Raw genomic sequence first — 24,281 nt, 5'->3', positions numbered from 1 at the left:
AGCCCAGGTGAACGGTCGCCTTTAGCCTTGGGCAATGTTCGACTACGACGCCGAGATGCGGTTCTATCGCCCGCGGTTGCGCGAGGCCTGCGGCGTACGCGACGGGGATCGGGTGCTCGACGTCGGTTGCGGCAGTGGGCAGACGACGCGGGACGCGGCAGTTGATGCTGGGCATGTGCTCGGGGTCGATGTTTCCGAGCGGATGCTCGAGCACGCTCGACGTCAGCCGACGCCGAACGTGGACTACTTGCTGGCCGATGCTGCGACGTACGAATTCGAGCCGGTCGACCTGATCATCAGCCGGTTCGGTGTGATGTTCTTCGATGATCTGCTCGGGGCGTTCACCAATCTGCGGCGTGCGTTGCGTCCGGGTGGACGGCTGGTCGTGCTCGTCTGGCAGCCGCGGAGGGAGAACGAGTGGGCGCGGGTGATTCCGGAAGCCATCGGCGGGACGTACCGCGACGAGTCGGCGTTCACGCTCGGGTCGCAGGACGTGACGCGGGACATCCTGACGTCGGCGGGGTTCGCCGATCCGACGTTCACGGCCGTCCACGAACCGCTCTACTACGGCGCGGACGTTGAGTCGGCGTACGCGAATGTCCTCCGGCTCCGGGAGCCGCAGGCGCTCCTGGCAGAGCTCGACCCGGCGGCTGCCGAGCGTGCGGAGGCGGCTCTACGCGCCATGCTCGCAGCGCACGACACCGGCAACGGCGTCCTTTTCGATTCGGCTGCGTGGATCATCACCGCGGAGTGACGTGCGTCACATCATGACGTGTCGCATCCGCCGGGCCCTGCTCGACGCACAGGCATAACCAACCGAACAAGGAGCATCAGATGCGTACCCTCATCACCACCGCGTTCATCTCTCTCGATGGCGTCGTCGAGGGTCCAGGCGGCGAGCCGGGCTACCGGAACTCGGGCTGGACGTTCAAGGACATCCCGTTCGACGAGGCGGCGTACGAGATCAAGGGCAGCGAGCAGTCCGAGGCGAGCGCGCTGCTGCTCGGCCGGGTCAGCTACCAGTCCTTCGCGCCGGTCTGGCCGGGGATGACGGTGGAGTTCGCCGGCTACAACGCGATGCCGAAGTACGTCGTGTCGACCACGCTGCAGGACAGCGACCTGGTGACGAACTGGGGCGAGACCACCATCCTGCGCTCCCTCGACGACGTCGCCGCGCTGAAGGAGACCGAAGGCGGCCCGATCATCATCAACGGCAGCGCCACCCTCAACCGCAACCTCTCCGACGCCGGCCTCATCGACCGCTACCACCTGCTCGTCTTCCCGGTCCTCCTCGGCGCCGGCAAACGCCTCTTCAGCGACGCCGACCGCGACAAGCTGCCGCTCACCCTCACCGACAGCGCCTCCTACCCCAACGGCATCCAGAAACTCGTCTACACCGTGAACCACTGACCCCTGTGCTGACCCCTGTACTACGGTTCGGGCATGGGTGTTCTGGGGAGACGCGGGGACGACCACTACCTGCCCGACTCGGGCATCCTCGTGGCGCTGGACGTACGGGATTCGATGGACCACGAGGAGACGTCCGACAACGAGGCGCATCCGGTCGGCTCGCTCGGTCGCTCGGGGCACGGATGGCTGTACGTCGCCGGCGGGGACGGCCCTTGCGTCGTACAACTGCAAGCGCACGATGACCTGCTGGGTGACGAAGTCCCGGACGCGTGGACAGACGTCGTCGAGCTGCCGTACCGGAGTCCGTCCGGCGTCGTCGCGCTGAGCGACCTCATGGGCGGCCCTGGCGAAGATCACCTGAAGCTCGGCGATCCGGGTCTGTACCGCGTCCGGCTTGCACACCGGCCGTTGCCGCCGACTCCCCTGCCCGACAACGAGGACGACCTTCAGCCCACCGACGTCTGGCACTTGGACTTCTGACCGGTCACCGGCGTGGTGGAGCCGCCGCGGTGGAGTCGCCGGGCCAGGCCGCCGGTCTGGGCGCCTGATCCGGGCTGGGGTTCGGTGCTCGGGTTCCAGGAGATCGAGGTCGCGAACGTGATCGAGTGGTTCGGGAAGCCCGACGGCGTGAGCGCCGACGAGATCGACGCGTGGGGCGCCGATCACCATCGCGGCCCCGACTGGCTCGACCAGCCGCTCCGCCAAGGTCCTCCGTCCCGGCCGGACTGGCCGAGCCTCGCGGAGCTCGCCGGCCAGGTCGACGTACCCGAGGCGACCACCCGCCGCGAGCTGCTACCGCTCTACCTCGCACTCCACATGATCAGCTTCGACGGCTTGCGCTACCGCGCGGTTGAGCACCCGCCATCTGCTGAGGACGTCGTCCAGCTCCCGGCACAGGCAGTGACGTTCCTCAAGAGTTCCCGGGCGGTGAAGCAGTACACCGGCTATGCCGCCGACATCGTGTCAGTGGCGCTCTGGGGCGGCACCGAACAGACCGTCGCATCGCTCGCCGAGCGGACGTGCGCGTCGGAGGACGAAGTACGAGCGACTCTCGAGTACGCCGAATCGCGCGGCCTGCTGCAGATCGACCGGACCGGCGACAACCTGTCCTTGACGGTACGGAGCCGGCGCCATGCCCGCTGAAACCCCGGAGGACTACTTGCGGCGGGTCGACTCCGTGCTTGGTCGGGTGATTGATGATGTGGTTGAGGCCGTGGGGGTGCCGTTGTCGGAGAGCCGGGACACCGGCGTTCCGGATCTGCCGGCTGAGCACTACGGGGTGCTGGCGCGGGCGATTGTCGGGCAGAACATCTCGAATGTTGCCGCTCAGGCCATCTTCGGGCGGATTCTCGAGCGGTACGGCGGGCGCACGCCGACACCGCAGGAGTTGCTGGCCGACGAACCGGACGCGCTGCGGACCGCGGTGGGGTTGTCGCACGCGAAGACGGCCTCGTTGCGATCGCTCGCGGAACATGTGATCTCGGGTGAATTGGAGCTGGAACGGCTGCCGGACCTTCCGGATGACGAGGTGGTCGCTCAGCTCACCGCGATCAAGGGGATCGGGCGCTGGACGGCGGAGATCTTCCTGATCTTCCACCTGCTCCGGCCGGATGTGCTGGCGGTCGGCGACCTCGAGATCCGCCGGACGGTCGAGGCGGTATACAAGCTGCCGGAGCTGCCCAAGCCCGCCGAGGTCGAGAAGCTGGGGCAGGCGTGGCGGCCGCAGCGGACGCTGGCTGGGATGTACCTCTGGCGCTGGCGGGCGGTACAGCGCGGCGAGGCATGATGTGACCGTGAGGGACATCGTCGCGCTTGCTCGCGAGTGGCTGGGGTACGAGTCGTTGCGGCCGGGGCAGGAGGACGCCGTTCGAGCGGTGCTCGACGGGCGGGACACGTTGGCCGTGCTCGCAACCGGGACCGGCAAGACGGCGATCTACCAGCTCGCGGGTCTGGCTCTCGGCGGCGTGACAGTGGTGGTCAGTCCGCTGGTGGCCTTGCAGCGGGACCAGTTGCGGGCGTTGGCGAAGCATCCGGCCGGTGTCGAGGTTGCCGAGCTGAATGCGACCGATCGCGCCGGCGGGCGTGCGGCTCGCGAGCTGCTCATGGACGGGCGGCCGGGGTTCGTGCTGATGTCGCCGGAGCAGCTGACGCATGCCGACGTACTCGAACTGCTGGCGAAGTCACGGCCGCGGTTGCTCGCCGTGGACGAGGCGCATCTGGTGAGCGAGTGGGGCGAGGACTTCCGGCCCGACTACCTCCGGCTGGCGGCCGCGATCAAGGCGATGGGACGGCCGCCGGTGCTCGCGCTGACCGCGACGGCCGCCCCGCCGGTACGCAAGCAGATCGCGCATCGCCTCGAGCTGGACGATCCGGCAGTCGTCGTCGGCGGCTTCGACCGGCCGAACCTCAACCTCGCGGTGTTCACCTTCGCCGACGACGACACCAAGAACCGCCGCCTGCTCAGCCATGTCCGGTCGTCCCGCGGCCCGGGCATCGTGTACGTCGCCACGCACCGCCACGCCGAGGACCTGGCGTCCGATCTCAACACCGCGGGCGTGTCCGCGCAGGCGTACCACGCCGGGCTGTCGGCCAAGCAGCGCCGCGAGGTCCAGGACACCTTCCTCGCGGGCGACTGCCGTGTCGTCGTGGCGACGATCGCGTTCGGGATGGGGATCGACAAGCCCGACATCCGCTGGGTCAGTCACGCCGAGGCGCCGTCCTCGATCGACGCGTACTACCAGGAGATCGGCCGCGCGGGCCGCGACGGCGAACCGGCCGATATCGAGCTCTTCTTCCGGCACGCCGACCTCGGCCTGAACCGCTTCTTCGCCTCTGGCGGCGTGACCGACGAGGACCTCGTCGCCGTCGCGACCGCCATCGACGAGCACCGGCCCGCGAGCATCGCCGAGCTCACCGCCGCGACCCACCTCGGTACGGCCCGCGTCGAACGCGCGCTAGGTCGGCTGACCGACGCCCGAGTCGTTGCCATCGGCCACCAGTTCCACCTGGCCCGCCGGGTCGACGTCGACAAAGCCGTCGCGGCTGCTTCGGCGGTCGAGCACGATCGGCGCGAGGTCGCCAAGTCCCGGGTCGAGATGATGTCGACGTACGCGGAGTACGGCGGCTGCCGGCGTGAGTGGCTGCTGAGCTACTTCGGCGAGCACTACGAAGGCCCGTGCGGCAACTGCGACAACGACCTGGCCGGCCGTACGGCGGCTCCGCCCGAGGAGGAGCCGTTCCCGATCGGCAGCCGGGTGAAGCACCGCAAGTTCGGCGCCGGTCTGGTCGAGCACTACGACGGTACGACGATGACGGTCCTGTTCGATCGCGTCGGCTACAAGGAACTCCGTACTGCGTTCATGATCCACAACCAACTGCTGGAGGCCGAATGATCGACGTACGTCCGGCCACCGTCTTCGAGGACGTCCGCGCGGTTATCGGGCCCAAGGCACCGACCTCCACTGTGTGCTTCTGCCTGAGCTACCGCATCCCGTCCAAGCTCAACAACGAGCTCAAGGGTCCGGCGCGCGCTGACTACGTCGCCGAACTCTGCAAGGAGAAGCCAGCGCCTGGAGTCCTCGCGTACGACGGAGACACGCCGGTCGGCTGGGCCGCGATCGCACCGCGCGCGGCAACGAACTTCGCCCGAAACCGGAAGATCCCGCACGTCGACGACCTTCCGGTGTGGTCGCTCTGGTGCATCCGCGTCCGTCCGGGCCATCGCGGTCAGGGCATCTCGCACGCGCTGATCGCCGGCGCGGTCGACTTCGCCCGCACGAACGGCGCACCGGTCGTGGAGGCCTATCCCCTGGACAACGGCGACAGCAAGGTCGACCTGACGATGGCGTACGCCGGCCTCCGCAAGAACTTCGAACAGGCCGGCTTCACCAAGTCCGCCGACACCACCTCGACCCTGGCCGGCCACCCCCGCATCCTGATGCGCCTCGTCATCCACTGACGGCGAACGACAGCAGCGTGATGCTGCGCGCCGGGAACTCGTAGCTCGGCTCGGGGAGATCGAGTACGCCGAGGTCGCGGAGTACGACGGCGTCCGGATGGCTGAGTGTGTTGGAAGCCAGTACGTCGTCTGCGCCCAACTGCTTAACCATGGCCCGCGGCGGCAGCGAGTCTCGACGGCTCGCATGAAGCGGGCGTGCTCGGCGGCGTCGGCGGCGTACGCCTCGGCGGTCCGGTGACCCATCTGCCAGTCGCCGTACACTTCGTTGCCCAGACCCCAGTACTTCACGCCGTACGGCGCACGCCCGCGCTTGCGGGTGTACTCCGTGTCGCCGCCGTAGTTCGTGTACTCGACCCAGCGCACCGCCTCGTCGACATCCCGGCAGCTGTGCGCGAGGTACGGTTCCGTGGCGACCTCGGCGCACCAGGTCAGGAACTCGTCGGTGCCGAAGTGGTTGTCCTCCTCCGAGCCCCACGCCAGCTCGAGCCGCCGCGGACGCGCCTCGCGCGGGCCGATCCCGTCCTCCCAGTGGTACGCCGAGGTGAAGTTTCCGCCGGGCCAGCGCACGACCGGGAGCCCGAGCTCCTGGCAGAGCTTGATCACGTCCGTCCGCAGTCCGCTGCGTACGTCGTCCCCGCCGTACGCCAGCGGTGAGCCCTCGTCGAAGACACCGCCCTGGATGTTGCCGAAGAAGGCCGACTCCAGGAAATGGCCGTAGATCATCGGGTCGATGGAGTGGCGCCGGTCGCGGCGGATGTTGATCTCGGCAGGCTGGGTCACGGGCGTGCTGCCTCCTGATCGAGTGCGCTGAGCGCGGTGTCGTAGCTCTTGCCGCCGACCTCGAACATCGACGTCATCCAGTGGTAGAAGTTGTCGCCCCGGTCCCGGAGTACGTCGTACAGGCGGGTCGTCAGCTCACGGCGTACTTCAGCAAGCTCGGGATGCTGGTTGCGGTTGTGGAGCTCGTCCGGATCGGTCGAGAGGTCGTACAGCTCGTTGACGTCGGCCGGGTTGACGACGAGCTTGTAGCGGTCGGTGCGGATCATCCGCTGCGGGTACGGGAAGTGGTGGCCGTGGAACTCGGCGATAACCTCCGTCGGCCAGTCGTCCGGCCGCTCGCCCTTGATCAAAGGCATCAGCGAGCGGCCCTGATAGTGCTCAGGCGGCTCGACATCGGCCAACTCGAGGAACGTCGGCGTCAGGTCGGTCAGAGTCGCAAAGGAGTCCTCCACGCGGGCCGGTAGACCGGGGACCTTGGCGATCAGCGGGACACGATAGATGTCGTCGTACATCGCTGGGCCTTTGTCGTGCAGGCGATGTGCGCCGGTGAACTCCCCGTGGTCGGCGGTGAACAGTACGGCGGTGTCGTCGGTGAGGCCGAGCTCGTCGACGACGGCGAGGATGCGGCCGATCTGCTCGTCGATGAGCGTGACATAACCCCAGTACGCCGCGACGAGTTCACGCCAGCGGTCCGGGCCGATGCTGTCGTAGGTCCAGTGCGACGAGTAGTGCTGCTGGACGCGCGGTTTGCCGGCGAACGTCTCCGCGACGGATGCGGGGAGCTCGACCTGCGCGGCGTCGTACCGGAAGTAGTAGTCCTCGGGCAACAGGTACGGGAGGTGGGGGCCGAACCAGTTGCAGGTGAGGTAGAACGGGCGGCCGTCGGCGGCGAAGCGGCGGAGTTGCTCGATGGTGCGCTCGGCAAGGAAGTACTCGAACGTCGCCTCGACGGGCTGCTCGAGGATGCCGGCGAGAAGGTTGCCCGGTTCACCGTTGGCAAAGGTGCCGCGGACCGAGTCGCGGACGCTGAACGGCGGGTAGCCGTGCTTGGCCAGGTAGCTGAGGTAGTCGGGGTGATCGACGGCATTGCCCCAGCCCGGGTAGTGCTCGCCGTCGTACCCGAAGTCGCGCGGGCCCTTGTCCTTGCCGACGTGCCACTTGCCGACATGGCCCAGTTGGTAGCCGGTGAGGTAGTGGGAGAAGACGGGGAAGGTGTCGTCGAGTTCCTCGCGGTAGCCGACGTTGCGTTCGTAGTTCGCGAGGAGAGTGTGGCGATACGGGAGTACGCCGGTTTGCAGGGTCGCGCGGGCCGGCGTACAGATCGCCGTCGGGGTGAAGCCGTTGGTGAAGCGGGTGCCGGATGCGGCGAGAGCGTCGAGGTTCGGGGTCTCGCAGATTTGGTTGCCGTAGCACCCTAATGTGTCGACGCGGTGCTGGTCGGTCATCAGGAACAGGATGTTCTTCGCCACTCGGCCTCCTCGGGTGGGTTGGTGAGCACGAGAGCGATCCCGCCGCGGGCGGCCGCGTCGTACCCGAGCTCTGCTTGCGTGACGCGCAGGCTGCGGTGGACCTGCGTGTGGGTGTGTCCGCGGAGGGCGGCGCGGAGCGGGCGGAACAGGTCCTCCCCTGCGCCGGTCAGCTCGCCGCCGATCACGACCACCTCGGGGTTGACGGTGTTGCAGGCAGCGGCCAGGACCTCGCCGACGCACGTGCCGGCCGCCTTCATCGCGCCGGCTGCCTGGATGAGCTCGTCGAAGCCGCCGTACTCGTCGAGCAGGCTTGCCAGATACCGCTCCAGGCAGCCGCGCCCGCCGCACGAACACCGCGGTCCGTCCCGGTCGACGCTGATATGCCCCAACTCCCCCGCCGCTCCGCCGGCCCCCGCCAGCAGCCGCCCGCCGAGCACCAGCCCGCCACCGACGCCGTACGAGAGCCGCAGGTAAAGCACACTCTCAACCCCGGCCGCCGCGCCCCAGGTCGCCTCCGCGAGCGCAGCAAGCCGGGTGTTGTTGTCCACAAACACCGGTACGCCGAACCGCCCGGCCAGCGCATCACGCACCAACCCGGCTCGGTCCGATGGGACTGGGCCGACGATGCCCACTCCAAGTCCGGCCAGCGAAGACAGCGAGATGGCGTGGCGGGTGGTCAGCCCGTCGACCAGGTCGATCGCGAGCTGCACTCGACGTACCCAAGGCGTACGTTCCGCGCAGGCGATCCCATCGGACGCGACGATCTCGTGCGCAACGTTCGCGACCGTCACCTGAATCCGACGGTGTCCCAGATCCATCCCCACCGCGAGCCCGCCCGCCGGGTTCAGCGTCAGCACCGAGACCGGTCGCCCCCTCCCACGGATCGCGGCAGCTTCGCTCGGACCCGCCTCGGTGACCGCCTGGTTCGCGAGGAGGGTTTGGACGATCGAGGACAGGGTCGCGCGGGACAGGCCCGTCTGGTCGGCCAACTGGGCGCGAGTGAGCGGGCCCTGGGTCCGCAGGGCAGTGAGGACCCGGCCTTCGTGTGTTTCTCGGAGAAGCCGGAGCGGGCCGAAGGACTTGGTTGCCACAGGATCTGACTTTGGCCGGTGTGGCATATTTTTGTCAACAGTCCGAATTTAATAGACTGAGCTGCATGCCGCCCAACGTCCTGCTCATCTGCACCGACCAGCAACGGTTCTCGGCATTGGGTGCCTACGGCAACGACGAGATCGAGACGCCGAACCTTGACCGCCTCGCCGCGCAAGGCGTGCTCTTCGAGAACTGCTACGTCCAGAGCCCGGTCTGCGCCCCCTCCCGCGCGAGCCTGATGACCGGCCGGTATGTCCACGCCCACGGCCTCTGGGCGAACGGTGTCGGCCTGCCCGACCACGAGCGCCTGTTCACCAAGGATCTGGCCGACGCCGGCTACGACTGCGGCCTCGTCGGCAAGTTCCACCTGAACGCCTGCTTCGGCGGCAGGTCCGAGAAGCGCCTCGACGACGGCTTCCGCGTCTTCCGCTGGGCGCACGACCCGTACCCGGGCTCCTCCGAGAACGAATACCACCGCTGGCTCCATACGCTCCGCCCCGACCTCGCCGGCGCCGAGGGTATGGCCATCGACTACGACTCCCTCCCGACCGACCTGCACTACAGCCGGTGGATCGGCGACCAGACCGTCGATTTCCTCACCCACTCCCGCGATCGCGACAAGCCCTTCCTGTTCATCGCGAACTTCTTCGACCCGCACCACGGCTTCGGCGCCCCCGACGACTACGTACGCCGCTACCGCGAGAAGCAGCTGTCCCGCCCCATCCCCGACGACCTCGCGAGCAAGCCCCCGATCCAGTCCGAGGCCTCAGAGGCGTCGTACGCCGGACACGCGCGCGGCTACACGTCGTACTCCCCCGAGGAACTCCAAGAGGTCAAGGCCGCGTACTACGCGATGGTCACGCTCGTGGACGACGAAGTCGGCCGCATCCTCGACGCCCTCGACGCCCAAGGGCTGAGTGACGACACGCTCGTGATCTTCACCAGCGACCACGGCGAAATGCTCGGCGACCACCAGCTGATGCTCAAGGGCCCGATGATGTACGAGCAGGCGGTCCGCGTCCCGCTCATCCTCCGCTGGCCGTCCCACGTGAAGTCCGGCACGCGCTGCGCCGAGCTGGTCCAATGGATCGACCTGGCCCCGACCATCCTCACCGCCGCCGGACTGCAGCCTCGCGGCCAGGGCCAAGACCTGTTGTCCTTGGCCACTAATCAGCAGACCGGTCGCGGCTGGGCGTTGAGCGAGTACCGCAACAGCGGCCACCCGTACGATCCACCCGTCCACCTCACCATGCTCCGCCGCGACCAGTGGAAGCTCGTCGTCCAGCACGCGACCTCCCACGAGCGCACCGGCGAGCTGTACGACCTGACCGCCGACCCCGACGAGCTGCAGAACCTCTGGGACGATCCGCTCCACCGCGACATCCGCACCGACCTGCAGGAGTTCCTGCTGGACGTGCTGGTCGCCACCGAGGACCGAAGTCAGGAACGCGTCGCCGACTGGTAATTCAATGGCGGCGGCACCCGCCCGACCTGTACCGTTCCCGGCGAACGTGACTTCACACGAGGAGGTGAGCACCATGCGCGAGGTATCGAGATGGGTGCTCCCTCTCACCGTCACGGAGCGGCGACCGACGTAGGTGTCGCCAGGAGCGCCAACACGCAGGCACTCCTGGAAAGGCACGATCATGACTACTTCTTTGCAGTTGATCAGCACCGCCACCACGAACGGCGTCCTCGAACGCGAGTTCACCCTCGGCGACGTCCACGGCATGCTCTGGTCACCCGCGGACGTCGACCAAGCTCCTGTGGTGCTCCTCGGCCACGGCGGCGGGCGCGACAGCAAGGCTGCCCCGATGGTCGGGCGGGCTCAGCTGCTCACAGCGGCCGGATTCCACGCCGTTTCGATCGACGCTCCCGGCCACGGCGACCGGCCGTGTACGGCGCGGGACGAGCGCGAAACCGTCGCGATGCAGCACGCGATGGAGGTCGGCGAACCGGTCGGCCCGATCGTGGTCCCGTACAACCTCCACCTGGCCGAGCGCGCCGTACCCGAATGGCAGGCAACCCTCGACGCACTCGAGCAGCTCCCCGGGATCGCCGGTCCGTTCGGGTACTTCGGGCTCAACATGGGCACGGCCATCGGCATACCGCTGACGGCCGTCGATCCGCGGATCACCGCAGCGGTGTTCGGCATCTTCTGGTACGACGAGACGCTCGCCGAGCATGCCCGTCGGATCAAGGTGCCGGTCGAGTTCGCGCTGCAATGGGACGACCAGCACATCCCGCGGCAATCCGGGATGGCGTTGTTCGATGCGTTCGCATCAACGGAGAAGAGCCTGCACGCCAACGCGGGCGCTCACAAAGACGTGCCGCGCTTCGAGGCCGACAGCATGGTGCGGTTCTTCACACGTCACCTGCGTTAGGCGGTGAAGCGTTGCTCGAACGTGTCGAGGAAGCCTTCGACGAAGCGGTAGGCGTCTGAGCTGTAGGCGCCGACACTCCGCTCCGCCTCGAGGGCCTCCCGCATCGCGTCCAGATACCGCCGCTGCAGGACGGCCATCTGTTCGCGCGTGTCCGGCTTGGTGTCCCGGAGCTGCCGGCTCCCGGACACCAGCCGAGGCACGATCCGTTCCTTCAGCGCGCTGACCGCTTCGGGATCGAGCGGTTCGCCGTCGACGGTCTGCTCCTCCAGCGGGCCGAGCGCGTCGATCGCGGCCTCTCCGATCTGCCGCATCAGCGCCGTCACGGAGTCGCGCTTCTCCTCGGCGCTCTCCGGGCGGAACCGCATCCGCGCGATCACCGCGGGCAGCGACAGACCGAAGCCCACGAGCGTGATCAGCGCGACGATGAACGCTGCGAGTACGACGGTCGCGCGGTGCGGCGTACCGGCCGGAATGGTCTGGGCTGCCGCGACCGTGACGACTCCACGCATCCCGGCCCAGGCGAGCACGAGCATCCCACGGGCCGTGATCGGTTCGCGCTCCTCGAAATCCGCGTCCGCCTGACCGCGGGCCAGCCGTTTGCGAGCCCAAGCGAGGCGGCTCTCCTCCCGCTCCCCCGACGGCTCCATCGCGTCGAGGTGTTCCTCGAACTGGCTCAGCCTGGCCCGGGTCTGCTCGGTGCGATTGCTCGAGCCGAACCGGAACTGCAGGGCGGGCCACGCCAACCCAAGGAACCGCAGCGCAATCAGCAGGCCGACCACCAGCAGCACGAGCGCCGTGATCTCACCGACCGTCGTCTCCGCGCGGGCGTCGTTGACGAGCTCCGGCAGCTGGTAACCCATCGCGAGGAAGACGCCGCTCTCCAGGATGAAGCTGATCGTCGTCCACGTGGTCGCCTGCGTCTGCCGGTCCCGCGCACTGAACCTCCGGCTCCCCACCGCGCCCGTCAGCAGACCGGCCATCACTACGGCGAGTACGCCGGAAGCGCCCACCTCCTCGGCCGGGAAGTACGCAAGGAACGGTACGGCGAACGAGATCGTCGTGTTCAGCACCGGATCGTCGAGCCGCTGGCGCAACAGAGCCGTGAGCACACCGACAACCAGCCCGATCAGCACTGCGCCGACGACCGCCCAGGCGAAGTCGAGGATCGTGTCGCCGAGGCTGAAGTGCGTCGTCACGGCGAGCGCGGCGACCGCCGTACGGAGAACGACGAGCGCCGACGCGTCGTTGACGAGACTCTCACCTTCGAGCACGGTCATCAGCCGTGGCGGCAGCCCGACCCGGTGCCCGATCGCCGTCGCCGCGACCGCGTCGGTCGGGCTCACCACGGCGCCGAGCGCGGTCGCCAGCGCGAACGAGATGCTCGGGAACAGCGCGTGCACCAGCGCCCCGATCGCCAGCGCCGACACGATCACCATCACGACCGACAACCACGAGATCAGCGCCACGTTCCGCCGTACGTCGAGAACCGGCAGCTGGACCGCCGACGCGTACAGCAGCGGCGGGAGGACGCCCGCGAGGATGATCTCGGGCTCGATGTGGATCGCCGGCGTACTCGGCAGGTAGCTCGCGCCGATCCCCAGCGCGACCAGCAGCAACGGCGCCGCCACCCCGGTCCGCCGCGCGAACACCGACGCGGCGATCATGATCGCGAGCCCCGCACCGGCAATCAGAACGAACTGGTGGTCCACGCGACGGCAGTCTAGATCCCGCTATCAGCTCGCCAGGGTAATGACCAGTGATTCTCCCTGGTGTCATTGCGGTCCTCAGGCGGCAGATTAGGCGTCAACGGATCAAGAACATCTCTGGAGGAAGACATGAGCAACACCGACCTGAAGCTCGAGGCCGTCGTCATCCCGGTTGCGGACACCGACCGGTCGAAGGAGTTCTACACCGGGCTCGGGTGGCGGCTCGACGCCGACTTCGCGTTCGACAACGGGTTCCGCGTCGTCCAGTTCACGCCGCCGGGCTCGCCGGCCTCGGTCCAGTTCGGCACGAACATCACCTCGGCTGCTCCGGGTACGGCGCAGGGGCTCTACCTGGTCGTCACCGATGTCGAGGCGGCACGGTCGGAGCTGCTCGCGCACGGCGCCAAGGTCAGCGAGGTCTTCCACCCGGGCGCGCCCGGTGCGCAGTTCGAAGTCGCCGACGGGAACGGGCGGGTGGACGGGCCGGCCGACGAGAGTGCGAGCTACAGCTCGTTCGCGACGTTCAGCGACCCCGACGGCAACACCTGGCTGCTGCAGGAGGTCACCACGCGGCTGCCTGGGCGCGTCGAGGAGACGACGTACATGACGGTCCAGGACCTCGAGGCCGCGCTGACGCGCGCAGCCGCCGCCCACGGCGAGCACGAGGCCCGCACCGGTGAAGCGGACGCGAACTGGCCGGCCTGGTACGCCGCCTACATGTTCGCGGAAGGCACCGGCACCGAGCTTCCCCAGTAACTGACACAGTAACTGTCCGTGGAGGTCCTTAGCCTGCCTGTATGAACCGGATCGATCGGCTGTACGCCCTCGCCGAGGAACTGCGGGCAGCGGGGCCGAGAGGACGTACGGCGCGGCAGTTGGCGGCCCGTTTCGAGGTCAGCGTCAGGACGATCGAGCGCGATCTGAGCGCGCTCGGTCAGGCCGGAGTGCCGCTGGCAACGAAGCAGGGCCGCACGGGCGGGTACAGCGTGGACCGGGCGATGAGCCTGCCACCGCTCAACTTCACCGCCCGTGAGGCAATGGCTGTCGCTGTCGCCCTGAGCGGCAGCGATCAGGTGCTGTTCGCCCGAGACTCCCGGACCGCGCTGCAGAAGATCGTCGCCGCCATGCCGAAGCACGCCCTCGACGAGGCGCGCACCGCGGCAGCGAAGATCCGGCTGCTGATCCGGCCGACGCCTGATCCGGACGGCGACGTCGCCGAGCAGATCTGGCGCGCCGTCCGCGACAACCAGGTACTGCGGATCTTCTACACCGATGGCGACGGTGTAGAAACCGTCCGCGACGTCGAGCCTCAACACTGGGTCGTCGGCCCGAAGGGCTCCTACCTGACGGCCTGGTGCCATCTGCGCCGGGAGGACCGGGTCTTCCGGATGGACCGCATCACCAAGGCCGAGCGCACGCCGATACTGCCGCACCGACCGCAGGCCACCGGTGACCTGCACGTCGACGGCTTCGAGACCAAACTGCCGGCCGTCGCCTTGCATCCCGAGGATCTTTTTCCAACTCCGACATAGGGCTGTCGCGAACCGCTGAAACCGTGGGCTCTACCGAAACAGTTCGACGAAGGAGAGATCCCATGACGAATCCCGCCGCCGGCACGCTGGCCTGGTTCGAGGTCGCGAGCGACGACCCGGACGGTGCGCAGAAGTTCTACGGCAACCTGTTCGACTGGACGTTCGAGTCGTCCGGCAGCCTCACCTCGGGCGGCCTGGACTACCGCAACATCACCGCCTCCGGCGCCCAGCAACCGATGGGCGGCATCTTCGGCACCGGCGGCCAGCTGCCCAACCACGCCGTCTTCTACATCCTCGTCGCCGACCTCGAAGCCACCTGCGCTCAGGCGGAACAACTCGGCGGCACGCTCATCAGCAAGAACACCGACCCCGCCCCCGGCACCCCGGCGTTCGCCTACCTCCGCGACCCGTCCGGCAACCAGTTCGGCATCTTCACCCCGCCGGCCGCATAGCCCTAGGTCCGGAGGAGCCAGGCCCGCCGGTCATCGGGGCGTGGCCGGTAGGTGCAGTCGGTGCCGGTGCGGATCGCGTCACGGAGGTGAGCGCCCACACCCGGATCGACTGCATCGATCCGGGTGATGGCGGCGGCGATGGCTTTGGTGGCTGCGACTCGGGCTCGTTCGGCGGTCGAGCCGGTAGCGCGAGCGCGGCCGCCGAGGCCTTCGGCGGAGCTCAGTTCGGCGAGGAGCGCTTCTCGCTCCGCGGTGAGCGATTCGACGCGGGACAGGTCCGCCCAATCGCCCGCCTCCGCGAGTTCGGCGGCAAGGTCGGCGAGGCGCTGCCGGTACGCCGCCGCAGCCTGCCGATCGATCCGCGGCCCGCTGTCGGACTGGATGACCGTACCCTTGCCACCGGTGACCAGCTCGACGGCCGAGACGTTCTCGCCGGGCCGATCAAGAAGCAAGTGGAGATAGTCAAAGCCCCGCAGGCCTCGCACCGGTCGACCGGCACCGGCCCCGATCACCCAAACGCCGCCATCGGCCGGATGAAAATGGACCGCCTCCGTGCAGCCCACAGCGCCGCCGGACTGGAGGCGGTCGTACCACCAGGTCGCGCCGAGTCTCGAGTAGGTAGCCAGCGCTCGGCTGCGTAGTTGATCGGCGCGATCGAGGTCGCCGACGAGAGCGGCTGCACGGGACAGTGTGTCGTCCGTGACGCCGTGGAAGTAGACAGCGCCGCCGTTCACGACAGCCCGGTTCTCGTACGGCGACAGCAGCGCGGCCGCCGTCCGGACGAGCTGCTCGTCTCCGACTGCCAGCGCGGCCTCGAGCACGCACTGGAGGTTGAGCAGGAAGTTCACGTCGCGCGGGAGTGTGTCCAGCACATCTGCTCCGAGCTGTTCCAGCAAGAGCCGGGCGCGATCGGCCCTGCCGGCCAACGCCCAGACTACGGCGGCCTCCGCCGCGACTTCCGTGATGCCTTCGGTGCGGGCGAAATCCTCCATCCTCTCGCTGACCTCAGCCACGGTCTCCGCATCGCCGGCATGCAGGGCGCTGTATCCGCGCATCAAGCTCGTCACCATCCACGCATCGGCAAGCCCGGCCTCCGCCGCAGCCCCCTCCGCGACGTCGATCAGCTCCGGACGGGAAACGCCGCGCACGTGGTCGTACATCCACCGCCGGGACGCCGCGAAGAACCGGGCCCGCGGCGATTCCTCGGCCAGCAACTCCAACGCCCGCAGCTGACGCTGGATCACCGGCACCCGCAAGGTCTCCCATCCGACCTGCAAGCCCCACAGCTGACCGCGGAGCCGCGCCCCGGGATCGAGCACATGGGCGGATACTTCGTCCAGCCGGCCGGCGGTCTGCTGCCGGAGCGCCAACTCGTCCGGTCCCCAATGCGCAGCAAGCACCGCGTCGAGGCAGTCCGCGATCAGCTCGGCGTCCGCCGTCTTCTCCGCGCGTGCCAACGCCTCGTCCGCGAACGGCGCAGCCCGGTCCGCATGCCCGCCGTACACCCAGCAACGCGCCAGGGCCGCAGCAACCCTGGCCCTGGCCGCGTCGTCGGTCGTCCGCGCGAGTACGTCGTACAGCTCCGCCGCGAGCCGGCCGGGTTCGGTGCCGAAGACATGACCGGCCGCAGCATCGAGAACCGCCCGGGTCCGCGCCGCCAGCTCGGTGTCACGCCGACTGCTCGTCACACCGCTCACGGTACTGCGAATCCGGGCGGTCGAAGCCGGGCGCTGCTTATGGTCGAAGCAACGTAATCTCAGCCGCGTGCTGCGCCTGCAGGGCCTCGTCCCAGTCGCCGGTGCAGTAGATCCGCAGCTCGGTGATCGCGCCGGCATCGTTGACGTCGGCAGCGATCTGCTCCCGGCAGTACCAGTGCTGCCCTTCGTGCGGCCAGCGCTCCTCGAACGCGATCACGAACCCACGCTCGGTCCGATCAACCCGCTCGACCCGGACCTCGCCCGGATACGGATGCAGCTCTCGCCGGCCCGCCAGCGTCTCTGCACCTGTCCCGAACTGGCGCCGCCAGTGCGGCAGGCTCAGATCGGTAAAGCAGTCCACCGCGAACATTCCGTCCGGCGCCACCCCGGTCTCGAGCCACTCGACCAGCCGCGCCACCGCGGCATCGGCCCGGACCGCGACGGTGGTCATACCTTCTCCAGGTTGGCGCCGACGACCGCCATCGTCTTGTCCAGCTCGGCGGTCGGGCTGAACTCGACGACGGCGGTCCCGGCGATCATCATCGGCAGGTGTCCCGGACCGGCGTAGTACGCGTCGCCGGCCCGGAACGTCTCGCTGTGATCGGCCCACCGGAACGTGATCTCGCCCGTTTGCACGACACCCCAGTGCGGACACTGGCACCGGTCGTCGGGCAGCCCGACGAAGTACGGCGCCGGGTCGACGTCCTGCGGGAAGCTCTCGAACGCGACGGTGTAGTCACCCACCGCGGCGTACCGCCCGATCAGCTCGGGAATCTCGACGGCCACCGGTGTAGCGGCCAGGCTCGCACTCGGCATGATGCCCTCCTCAGGTAGTAGTTACCCGTACTGCGTAACTCCCGGGGGAACGATCGTGACGCTCGTCAGACCGCCAGGCGTCCGCCGTCGACCGGCAGCGTCGCGCCGTGGATCAGCGATGCGTCGTCGGACGCCAGGAACACGATGCCGGCGGCAACCTCCTCCGGCCGGCCCACTCGCTGCAGCGGGGTCGTCCCGGCCAGACCGTCGAGATTCTCACCCATCACCGCGGTGCCCTCGGTACGCGTCGGTCCGGGGCTGACGGCGTTCACCCGGACCCCGGCCGCGCCGAACTCGGCCGCCCAGGCCCTCGTCAGCAGCTCCACGGCCGCCTTGCTCGAGCCGTACGCCGCCATGCCCGCCATCCCGAAGTACGCGACCATCGTGGTGACGTTGACGATCGCGCCGGATCCCCGGGCCGCCATCAACGGAGCGAGCTCGGCGACCAGGTAGAACGGCGCGCGCACGTTCACGGCGTACACCGCGTCGAAGTCGCTGTCCGCCACCTCGGCCGTCGGCCCGAACGGGAAGATCCCCGCGTTGTTGACCAGTACGTCGACGTGCCCGCCGCCGAGCTCGATCGCCTGCTTCGCCAGCGACCGCACCTCGTCCAGCTGGGCCAGATCGGCCCGGACGAAGTCCGCCGTACCGCCCTCGCCCCGGATCTCCTCGACCGCCTTCGTACCGCGCGCGACGTCCCGCCCGCTGATCACGACGTGCGCGCCGCGTCGTGCGAGCTGGTCGGCCACGGCCCGGCCGATCCCACTGTTGCCACCGGTCACGAGCGCTGTCCGGCCGGCGAAGTCCTGCGTCATATCCGTTCCCCATCCAGGTCGTTGGAGTGATTGCTCCAATAGTTCGCCGGGCAAATTGGAGTATCAACTCCAAAATCGGTACCGTCGAGGCGTGACGACACAGCGACTGACGAGGAAAGGCCAGGCGACCCGCGACCGGATCGTCACGGCCGCGGCACGGCTGATGATCGAGCAGGGCGTCGCCCGCACGACGATCGAGGACATCCAGGCCGCCGCCGGCGTCAGCCCGTCGCAGCTCTACCACTACTTCCCCGGCAAGGACGCCCTGGTGTCGGCCGTCATCGAGCAGCAGACCGCGCAGGTCCTGGAGATCCAGCACAGCGGCCTGGGCAGCCTCGACACCATCGACTCGCTGACGAACTGGCGGGACCTGATGGTCGGCATCCTGACCGGCATGCAGTGCGCCGGAGGCTGCCCCCTCGGTTCGCTGGCCAGCGATCTGTCCGAGAGCGACCCGGTCGCCCGGGTCCAGCTCGCCGGCGCTTTCGAGCAGTGGGAGGGGCTGATCCGCGACGGCCTCGTCCGGATGCGGGAGCGTGGCGAGCTCGCCGCGGACGCGGATCCGGCCGACCTCGCCGTCGCGATGCTGGCGGCCGTGCAAGGCGGCCTGCTGCTGAGCCAGGTACGCCGTGATCCCGCGCCGCTGCGGATCGCTGTCGACACCATGATCGACCATCTGCACGCCTTGACCCGTTAGTAGGGTTCACCCATGGGCAGCAGCGTGTACGTCGCATCGGTCGAGGGCACGACCGGGAAGTCGACGGTGGCTCTCGGAGTGCTTCATCAGCTGTCGCGGCGGGTCGGGCGGGTGGCGGTGTTCCGGCCTATCGTCCGCGCGGACACCGCGACCCACGGCGGTCGCGACTACGTGCTCGACCTGCTGATCTCACAGGACGCGGTCACGCATTCGTACGACGACGGCGTCGGGGTCACGTACGAAGAGGTGCACAGCGACCCGGATGCCGCGCTCGACACCATCGTGCAGCGGTACCACGCGCTCGCCGAGCGGGCCGATGCTGTCGTTGTCGTCGGCAGCGACTACACCGATGTCGGCACCCCGACCGAGTTCTCGTTCAACGCCAAGATCGCGGCAAACCTCGGCGCGCCGGTCCTGCTGGTGCTCAACGGCTTCGCCCGGACGCCGCACGACGTACGCACGATCGCCGATCTGGCGGCGGCCGAGCTCGCCGCGAATCACGGCTCGCTGTTCGCGGTGATCGTCAACCGCTCCAGCGACGGAGGACCGCTCGTCGCCGCGCTGGACGGCGTCGGCGCTCCGGCGTTCGCGATTCCGGAGGAGCCGCTGCTCAACCAGCCGCTGGTCGCCGACCTGCTGGCCCCGATCGACGGCCGGCTCGTGAGCGGTGACCCGCAACTGCTGAATCGCGAGGTCACCGGCCTGATGATCGCCGGCATGACCATGCCGAACGTGCTCGACCGGCTGTTCGAGGGCGCCGCGGTCGTGACGGCGGGCGACCGGCCGGAGGTCGTCCTCGGCGTACTGATGGCGCATGCGTCCCGCAACTTCCCGCAGATCTCGACCGTCGTCCTCAACGGCGGGTTCGAGCTGCCGCCGCAAGTGCAACGCCTGATCGAGGGGCTCGGCGTCACGCTGCCGATCATCGAGACCGACCTCGGTACGCAGGCCGTCTCGACCAAGCTCACCGCGGTCCGCGGCCGGCTGACCAAGGACGCGCCGCGCAAGATCGACACCGCACTCGCGCTCTTCGACCGGTACGTCGACGGGCAGGCGCTGCTCGACCAGCTCGCCCTCGCGCGGAGCAGTGCGGTGACGCCGCTGATGTTCGAGCATCAACTGGTCGATCGCGCCGTCTCCGACCGCCGGCACATCGTGCTGCCGGAGGGCAAGGAGGAGCGGATCCTGCGGGCGGCCGACGTACTGCTGCGGCGGGGCGTCGCCGACCTGACGCTGCTCGGCGATGCGACCACGATCAGCGCGAAGGCCGCGTCGCTCGGTGTCGACGTGTCCGCGGCGACCGTCGTCAATCCGGAGCACAGCGAGCTGACCGAGCGGTTCGCGGCGGAGTACCACCGGCTGCGGCAGCATCGTGGCGTCGACCTCGACCGCGCGCGAGAGCTGGTCCGCGACGTGTCGTACTTCGGCACGATGATGGTCCAGCTGGGACTCGCGGACGGGATGGTGTCGGGCGCCGTCCACACCACCGCGCACACGATCCGGCCGGCGCTCGAGGTGGTCAAGACCGTCCCGGACACGTCGGTCGTCTCGTCGGTCTTCTTCATGTGCCTGCAGGACCGCGTCCTCGTGTACGGCGATTGCGCGGTGAACCCGGATCCGAACGCCGAGCAGCTCGCGGATATCGCGATCTCGTCCGCCGAGACCGCGGTCGCGTTCGGGGTCGAGGCGCGGGTCGCGATGCTGTCGTACTCCACCGGCAGCTCCGGCACCGGGACCGACGTCGAAAAGGTGTCGAAGGCAACGAACATCGTCCGTGAACGGATGCCGCAACTGCCGGTCGAGGGACCGATCCAGTACGACGCCGCGATCGACAGCGCGGTGGCCCGCACCAAGCTGCCGGACTCCCCCGTCGCCGGGCGCGCGACGGTCTTCATCTTCCCGGACCTCAACACCGGCAACAACACGTACAAGGCGGTGCAGCGCTCGGCCAACGCGGTCGCGGTCGGCCCGGTCCTCCAAGGCTTGCGCAAACCGGTCAACGACTTGTCGCGAGGGGCAACCGTGCGGGACATCATCAACACGGTCGCGATCACTGCGATCCAGGCTCAGCAGGGCGGCGCCGCATGACCGAGCACGTGCTGGTCGTCAACGCCGGATCGTCCTCGCTCAAGTACAGCCTCATCGACTCTGCATCGGGCGAGGCCGCTGCGACCGGGCTCGTCGAGCAGATCGGTGAGGAACGCAGCCACCACGTGCATCACGGGCCGCAGGGTGAGTGGAACGACGAGCAGCCGATCGCCAACCACGAGGCTGCGCTCGAGGCCGCCGTACGGGCGTTCGAAACCCAAGGGCCGGCGCTTGCCGACGTGGACATCGTGGCGGTCGGGCATCGGGTCGTGCATGGTGGCGATCGGTTCGCGGCGCCGGCGCTGGTCGACGACGAGCTGATCGCGGCCGTGACGGACCTCGTGCCGCTCGCTCCGCTGCACAATCCGGCCAACCTCGAGGGCATCGAGGTTGCGCGCCGACTGCTGCCGGATCTGCCGCATGTCGCCGTGTTCGACACCGCGTTCCACCAAACGCTGCCGCCGTACGCCTACACCTACGCGGTGCCCTATGAGTGGCAGGAGAAGTACGGGATCCGCCGGTACGGGTTCCACGGTACGTCGCACTCGTTCGTGTCGGCCGAGGCCGCCCGCCTGCTCGGCCACTCGCCGGACGAGGTCAACGTGATCGTGCTGCACCTGGGCAACGGTTGCTCCGCCGCAGCGATCCGCGGCGGGCGGTCCGTGGACACGTCGATGGGTCTCACGCCGCTGGAAGGGCTGGTGATGGGCACCCGCTCGGGCGACCTCGATCCGGCGATCCACGGACTCCTCGCCCGGGTCGCGGGACGATCGGCCGAGGAGACCGATCACACGCTCAACTCGGCGTCCGGCCTCAAGGGCCTCACCGGCGCGAACGACTTCCGCGAGATCTCGCGACGACGGGCAGCCGGCGACGAGCGGGCGCAACTCGCGTTCGACATCTATTGCCAGCGGATCAAGAAGTACATCGGCGCGTACTACGCCGTACTGGGGACCGTCGACGCGATCGTCTTCACCGCCGGCGTCGGCCAGCATTCCGCCGAAGTCCGCGCCGCCGCTCTGAGCGGATTGGACGCCTTCGGCATCCACCTCGACCCGGACCGCAATGCCGGGTCCGAGACCGTTGCCTCCACCGACGAGAGTCCGGTCGCGGTCCTCGTCATCCCGACCAACGAGGAATGGCAGATCGCCCGCGAAGCCCTCACCGTCGTCCAGCGAGGCTGACGCCCAAGCCGCAGCCGCCGTGCAAACTCGACAGGACGTATATGTCCAATGCCAGCAGGCTCCCGCCTGCGCATACGGCAAATCGGGCCTGACAACCCGACACATCCTGTCGAGCTGCAGAAACTAGCGCCCGGCGGGTGCGATCGTGAGGGCCGCCTCAGCGAGCTCGGCCAGGCGGTGTGCGCGAGCCGACTCGGCCGGCGTGAAGGGCTCGCCTGGCCGGTGGAAGGCGAACAGACCCGTCCAGGGTGACGGCACCTTCAGGATGTCGCCCGCGAGTTGTCCCGCCAAGGTTGCGCGGTCCGTGACGAGCTGAGCGCCGAGCAGTTCGGCGACCGCGTGCGGGAGTTCGGCGGGATCTGCGACGACGCGTGCCGACAGGCTCAGCGCTTTGGTCTGGCCGTCGACGAGCGCCAGCGCGGTCGTCGGCCAGACGTGAGTACTGCGTCCACCGCCCTTGGCGAAGGCGGTCTCGAGATCGGTCGCGGTGATGGTGTCGGGCGTCGAGACGACCAGCTCGTCCCGTACGCCGTCGTCGATCGGGTGAACGTGGAGGCCGAGGATGTTGGCATCCAGCTCGGCGAGCCGGCGGGTGATGTTCTCCAGCGAACCCGCTCGATCGTTGAGCGTCACGCGGATCCGCCACAACGTACCGATCCCCTGCCGGGGACGAACTTTCGGAGCATGCAGCCACGACCTGAGCAGCCTCATCGTGGACGGCTCCACCACCCAGATCACGAGCGCCGTCGTCACACTCGCCAGCACCGCAACCGACACGAGGTACGGCGGATGCGTGGCGAGCACCACCGCATGCAGGGCCAGCTCCACGGGCGCGATCGCCACGAGCTTCGCCAACGTCAACCGCAGCCGCCGGGGATGAGGCAGCCGCCCACATACGTCACAGGCTGTCCCGCCGGTGAGCGTCGTACGCAACGAATCCATGCCACCCAGCGTGACCGCTCAACGTTGCCCCGCTGTTGCCCCGACGTGACGTTCAGGCTCGGTCGGCGGACAGCTCCTCGGCGATGCGGTTGCCGATGACGAGGCATGCCGTCGCCGCGGGTGAGGGTGCGTTGAGGACGTGCAGCGCGCGGCCGTCGCGGAGGAACAGGAAGTCGTCGACGAGTTTGCCGTCGCGCGTGACGGCCTGGGCGCGGACGCCGGCGCCGGAGCGGCGTACGTCCTTGACCTCGAGCTCGGGGAGCATGCGGCGGGCCTCGCGGACGAGGGCGCGGCCGGTGAGCGAGCGGACGATCTCCTTCGCGCCGGTACGCGCGTACCGGCGGGCCAGGCGCCAGGTGCCGCGGTACGTCGCGGCCTCCCACACGTCCTTCGGAGCGATCTTCGACCACTTGTAGCCCTCGCGGGACAGCGCGGGTACGGCGTTGGGGCCGACGTGGACGCCGCCGTCGATGCCGCGGGTCAGGTGGACGCCGAGGAACGGCAGGTCGGGGTCGGGCACCGGGTAGACCAGGCCCTTCACCAGGAAGTCGCGCTCGGGAACGATCTCGCTGAACTCGCCGCGGAACGGCAGGATGCGCACGCCCGGCTCGAGCCCGGAGGCGCGCGCGAGGCGGTCGCTGTGCAGACCGGCGCAGACGGCGACCCGATCGGCCTCGATCACCTCGTCCGTCGTCCGCACGCGGGCGACGGAGCCGGCGTTCTCGACGGAGGTCACGGAGATCCCGGTACGGATCTCGCCTCCGGCGGCCCTGATGTCGTCGGCCAAGGCTGCGGCGACCAGCTTGAAGTCCACGCGGCCGGTGGAGTCGACAGCAAGCGCGCCCTTCACGCGGAGGTGCGGTTCACGCTCGGCGACCTCTTCGAGGGTCAGCCGCCGGACCGGTACGCCGTTCTCCTGGCCGATCCCGAACAGGCGATCGAGCTGCGGCAGCTCCGCCTCGGTCGTGGCCACGACCAGCTTCCCGGGTACGTCGAGCGGGATGCCCTTCTCCTCGCAGTACTCCTTCAGCGCCGCCCCGCCTGCCACGGCGAACCGCGCCTTGAGCGAGCCGGGCCGGTAGTACAGGCCGGAGTGCACGACACCCGAGTTGTTCCCGGTCTGATGCGCGGCGACGGACGGCTCCTTCTCGAGCACGACTACCGGCGTACCGGGGTCACGCTGCTGCAGGGCACGCGCCACCGCCAGTCCGACAATGCCGCCACCGACCACCACCGCTGATCTCGTCACGTTCTAGAGA

Annotated in this window: 25 protein-coding genes and 1 pseudogene; 15 read left to right on the top strand and 11 right to left on the bottom strand. The window is 68.8% G+C overall.

The features are described from left to right. Positions 1–34 precede the first annotated feature (34 nt). From EV645_RS33270 to EV645_RS33240, 7 genes are all read left to right on the top strand, one after another. Positions 35–754, top strand: a complete 720-nt coding sequence (locus EV645_RS33270) for a class I SAM-dependent methyltransferase (RefSeq protein WP_130448046.1) — start codon at positions 35–37, stop codon at positions 752–754. Positions 755–834: 80 nt separating this feature from the next. Next, positions 835–1,410, top strand: a complete 576-nt coding sequence (locus tag EV645_RS33265; protein ID WP_130448045.1) for a dihydrofolate reductase family protein — start codon at positions 835–837, stop codon at positions 1,408–1,410. A gap of 33 nt (positions 1,411–1,443) precedes the next feature. Continuing rightward, positions 1,444–1,890 carry a hypothetical protein gene (locus tag EV645_RS33260; protein WP_130448044.1) on the top strand — a complete coding sequence of 149 codons (447 nt, stop codon included), beginning with the start codon at positions 1,444–1,446 and terminating at the stop codon, positions 1,888–1,890. Between the two features lie 12 nt (positions 1,891–1,902). After that, positions 1,903–2,553, top strand: a complete 651-nt coding sequence (locus tag EV645_RS33255; RefSeq protein ID WP_130448043.1) for a DUF6042 family protein — start codon at positions 1,903–1,905, stop codon at positions 2,551–2,553. Then, positions 2,543–3,196, top strand: a complete 654-nt coding sequence (locus EV645_RS33250; RefSeq protein ID WP_130448042.1) for a DNA-3-methyladenine glycosylase family protein — start codon at positions 2,543–2,545, stop codon at positions 3,194–3,196. The genes EV645_RS33255 and EV645_RS33250 overlap by 11 nt, the downstream gene beginning before the upstream one ends. 7 nt (positions 3,197–3,203) lie before the next feature. Then, positions 3,204–4,802 carry a RecQ family ATP-dependent DNA helicase gene (locus tag EV645_RS33245; protein WP_198682033.1) on the top strand — a complete coding sequence of 533 codons (1,599 nt, stop codon included), beginning with the start codon at positions 3,204–3,206 and terminating at the stop codon, positions 4,800–4,802. Then, positions 4,799–5,368: a GNAT family N-acetyltransferase gene (locus EV645_RS33240; RefSeq protein WP_130448040.1), complete on the top strand. Its 570-nt coding sequence runs from the start codon at positions 4,799–4,801 to the stop codon at positions 5,366–5,368. Before EV645_RS33245 ends, EV645_RS33240 begins: the two co-directional genes overlap by 4 nt. On the opposite strand, the gene EV645_RS42010 is transcribed toward EV645_RS33240, so the two are convergent. The 4 genes and pseudogenes from EV645_RS42010 to EV645_RS33225 all read right to left on the bottom strand — a co-directional run bounded on the left by EV645_RS42010 (position 5,358) and on the right by EV645_RS33225 (position 8,708). Continuing rightward, positions 5,358–5,519 carry a hypothetical protein gene (locus tag EV645_RS42010; protein WP_157997221.1) on the bottom strand — a complete coding sequence of 54 codons (162 nt, stop codon included), beginning with the start codon at positions 5,517–5,519 and terminating at the stop codon, positions 5,358–5,360. The two genes, EV645_RS33240 and EV645_RS42010, sit on opposite strands and share 11 nt — an antisense overlap. A 158-nt stretch (positions 5,520–5,677) precedes the next feature. Further along, positions 5,678–6,091: pseudogene (locus EV645_RS43565) on the bottom strand (alpha-L-arabinofuranosidase C-terminal domain-containing protein); the annotation flags it as partial. Positions 6,092–6,144: 53 nt separating this feature from the next. Continuing rightward, positions 6,145–7,617, bottom strand: coding sequence for a sulfatase family protein (locus tag EV645_RS33230; protein ID WP_242000813.1), 1,473 nt, complete (start codon positions 7,615–7,617; stop codon positions 6,145–6,147). Then, positions 7,593–8,708, bottom strand: a complete 1,116-nt coding sequence (locus tag EV645_RS33225) for an ROK family protein (RefSeq protein WP_198682032.1) — start codon at positions 8,706–8,708, stop codon at positions 7,593–7,595. Before EV645_RS33225 ends, EV645_RS33230 begins: the two co-directional genes overlap by 25 nt. 65 nt (positions 8,709–8,773) lie before the next feature. Between EV645_RS33225 and EV645_RS33220 the strand changes: the two genes are divergently transcribed. Together EV645_RS33220 and EV645_RS33215 are read left to right on the top strand one after the other, a co-directional pair. Further along, positions 8,774–10,174 carry a sulfatase family protein gene (locus EV645_RS33220; RefSeq protein ID WP_130448038.1) on the top strand — a complete coding sequence of 467 codons (1,401 nt, stop codon included), beginning with the start codon at positions 8,774–8,776 and terminating at the stop codon, positions 10,172–10,174. 181 nt (positions 10,175–10,355) lie between these two features. Beyond that, positions 10,356–11,093 (top strand): alpha/beta hydrolase family protein, encoded by a 738-nt coding sequence (locus EV645_RS33215; protein WP_130448037.1) that lies wholly within the window; start codon positions 10,356–10,358, stop codon positions 11,091–11,093. Here the strand turns inward: EV645_RS33215 and EV645_RS33210 are convergent. Then, a complete protein-coding gene (locus EV645_RS33210; protein WP_130448036.1) occupies positions 11,090–12,802 on the bottom strand; it encodes a cation:proton antiporter in 1,713 nt (570 codons plus the stop codon). The genes EV645_RS33215 and EV645_RS33210 overlap by 4 nt on opposite strands. Before the next feature lie 126 nt (positions 12,803–12,928). On the opposite strand from EV645_RS33210, the gene EV645_RS33205 reads away from it, so the two are divergent. From EV645_RS33205 to EV645_RS33195, 3 genes are all read left to right on the top strand, one after another. Further along, positions 12,929–13,555 (top strand): VOC family protein, encoded by a 627-nt coding sequence (locus EV645_RS33205; protein WP_130448035.1) that lies wholly within the window; start codon positions 12,929–12,931, stop codon positions 13,553–13,555. A gap of 41 nt (positions 13,556–13,596) precedes the next feature. Beyond that, complete coding sequence (locus EV645_RS33200) at positions 13,597–14,331, top strand: helix-turn-helix transcriptional regulator (RefSeq protein WP_130448034.1); 735 nt, start codon at positions 13,597–13,599, stop codon at positions 14,329–14,331. A 62-nt stretch (positions 14,332–14,393) separates the two neighbouring features. After that, a complete protein-coding gene (locus tag EV645_RS33195) occupies positions 14,394–14,783 on the top strand; it encodes a VOC family protein (RefSeq protein ID WP_130448033.1) in 390 nt (129 codons plus the stop codon). A gap of 2 nt (positions 14,784–14,785) precedes the next feature. Here the strand turns inward: EV645_RS33195 and EV645_RS33190 are convergent, their stop codons facing one another. From EV645_RS33190 to EV645_RS33175, 4 genes are all read right to left on the bottom strand, one after another. Next, entirely contained in the window at positions 14,786–16,471 is a 1,686-nt protein-coding gene (locus EV645_RS33190) for a hypothetical protein (RefSeq protein ID WP_130448032.1), read from the bottom strand. A 46-nt stretch (positions 16,472–16,517) separates the two neighbouring features. Further along, positions 16,518–16,931 (bottom strand): hypothetical protein, encoded by a 414-nt coding sequence (locus EV645_RS33185; RefSeq protein ID WP_130448031.1) that lies wholly within the window; start codon positions 16,929–16,931, stop codon positions 16,518–16,520. Next, the gene (locus tag EV645_RS33180) at positions 16,928–17,296 is read right to left on the bottom strand and encodes a cupin domain-containing protein (RefSeq protein WP_130448030.1); all 369 of its coding nucleotides are present in this window, start codon (positions 17,294–17,296) and stop codon (positions 16,928–16,930) included. Before EV645_RS33180 ends, EV645_RS33185 begins: the two co-directional genes overlap by 4 nt. Positions 17,297–17,361: 65 nt before the next feature. Further along, positions 17,362–18,111 (bottom strand): SDR family NAD(P)-dependent oxidoreductase, encoded by a 750-nt coding sequence (locus EV645_RS33175; RefSeq protein ID WP_130448029.1) that lies wholly within the window; start codon positions 18,109–18,111, stop codon positions 17,362–17,364. 91 nt (positions 18,112–18,202) lie between these two features. Here EV645_RS33175 and EV645_RS33170 point away from each other — a divergent pair, with 91 nt between their 5' ends. Genes EV645_RS33170 through EV645_RS33160 form a run of 3 tightly spaced genes read left to right on the top strand, consistent with a single transcriptional unit; the run spans position 18,203 to position 22,080 of the window. Continuing rightward, positions 18,203–18,808: a TetR/AcrR family transcriptional regulator gene (locus EV645_RS33170; RefSeq protein ID WP_242000812.1), complete on the top strand. Its 606-nt coding sequence runs from the start codon at positions 18,203–18,205 to the stop codon at positions 18,806–18,808. 12 nt (positions 18,809–18,820) lie between these two features. Next, positions 18,821–20,896, top strand: coding sequence for a phosphate acetyltransferase (gene pta / locus EV645_RS33165; RefSeq protein ID WP_130448028.1), 2,076 nt, complete (start codon positions 18,821–18,823; stop codon positions 20,894–20,896). After that, a complete protein-coding gene (locus tag EV645_RS33160) occupies positions 20,893–22,080 on the top strand; it encodes an acetate/propionate family kinase (RefSeq protein WP_130448027.1) in 1,188 nt (395 codons plus the stop codon). Before pta ends, EV645_RS33160 begins: the two co-directional genes overlap by 4 nt. A 123-nt stretch (positions 22,081–22,203) precedes the next feature. Here the strand turns inward: EV645_RS33160 and EV645_RS33155 are convergent, their stop codons facing one another. Next, entirely contained in the window at positions 22,204–23,022 is an 819-nt protein-coding gene (locus EV645_RS33155) for a putative antibiotic biosynthesis monooxygenase (RefSeq protein ID WP_242000811.1), read from the bottom strand. A gap of 52 nt (positions 23,023–23,074) precedes the next feature. After that, positions 23,075–24,271 carry an L-2-hydroxyglutarate oxidase gene (gene lhgO / locus EV645_RS33150; RefSeq protein ID WP_130448026.1) on the bottom strand — a complete coding sequence of 399 codons (1,197 nt, stop codon included), beginning with the start codon at positions 24,269–24,271 and terminating at the stop codon, positions 23,075–23,077. Positions 24,272–24,281: the final 10 nt, after the last annotated feature.

Source organism: Kribbella rubisoli (assembly GCF_004217145.1).
Lineage (GTDB): Bacteria > Actinomycetota > Actinomycetes > Propionibacteriales > Kribbellaceae > Kribbella > Kribbella rubisoli.
This window is presented reverse-complemented; position numbering and strand designations above follow the sequence as displayed.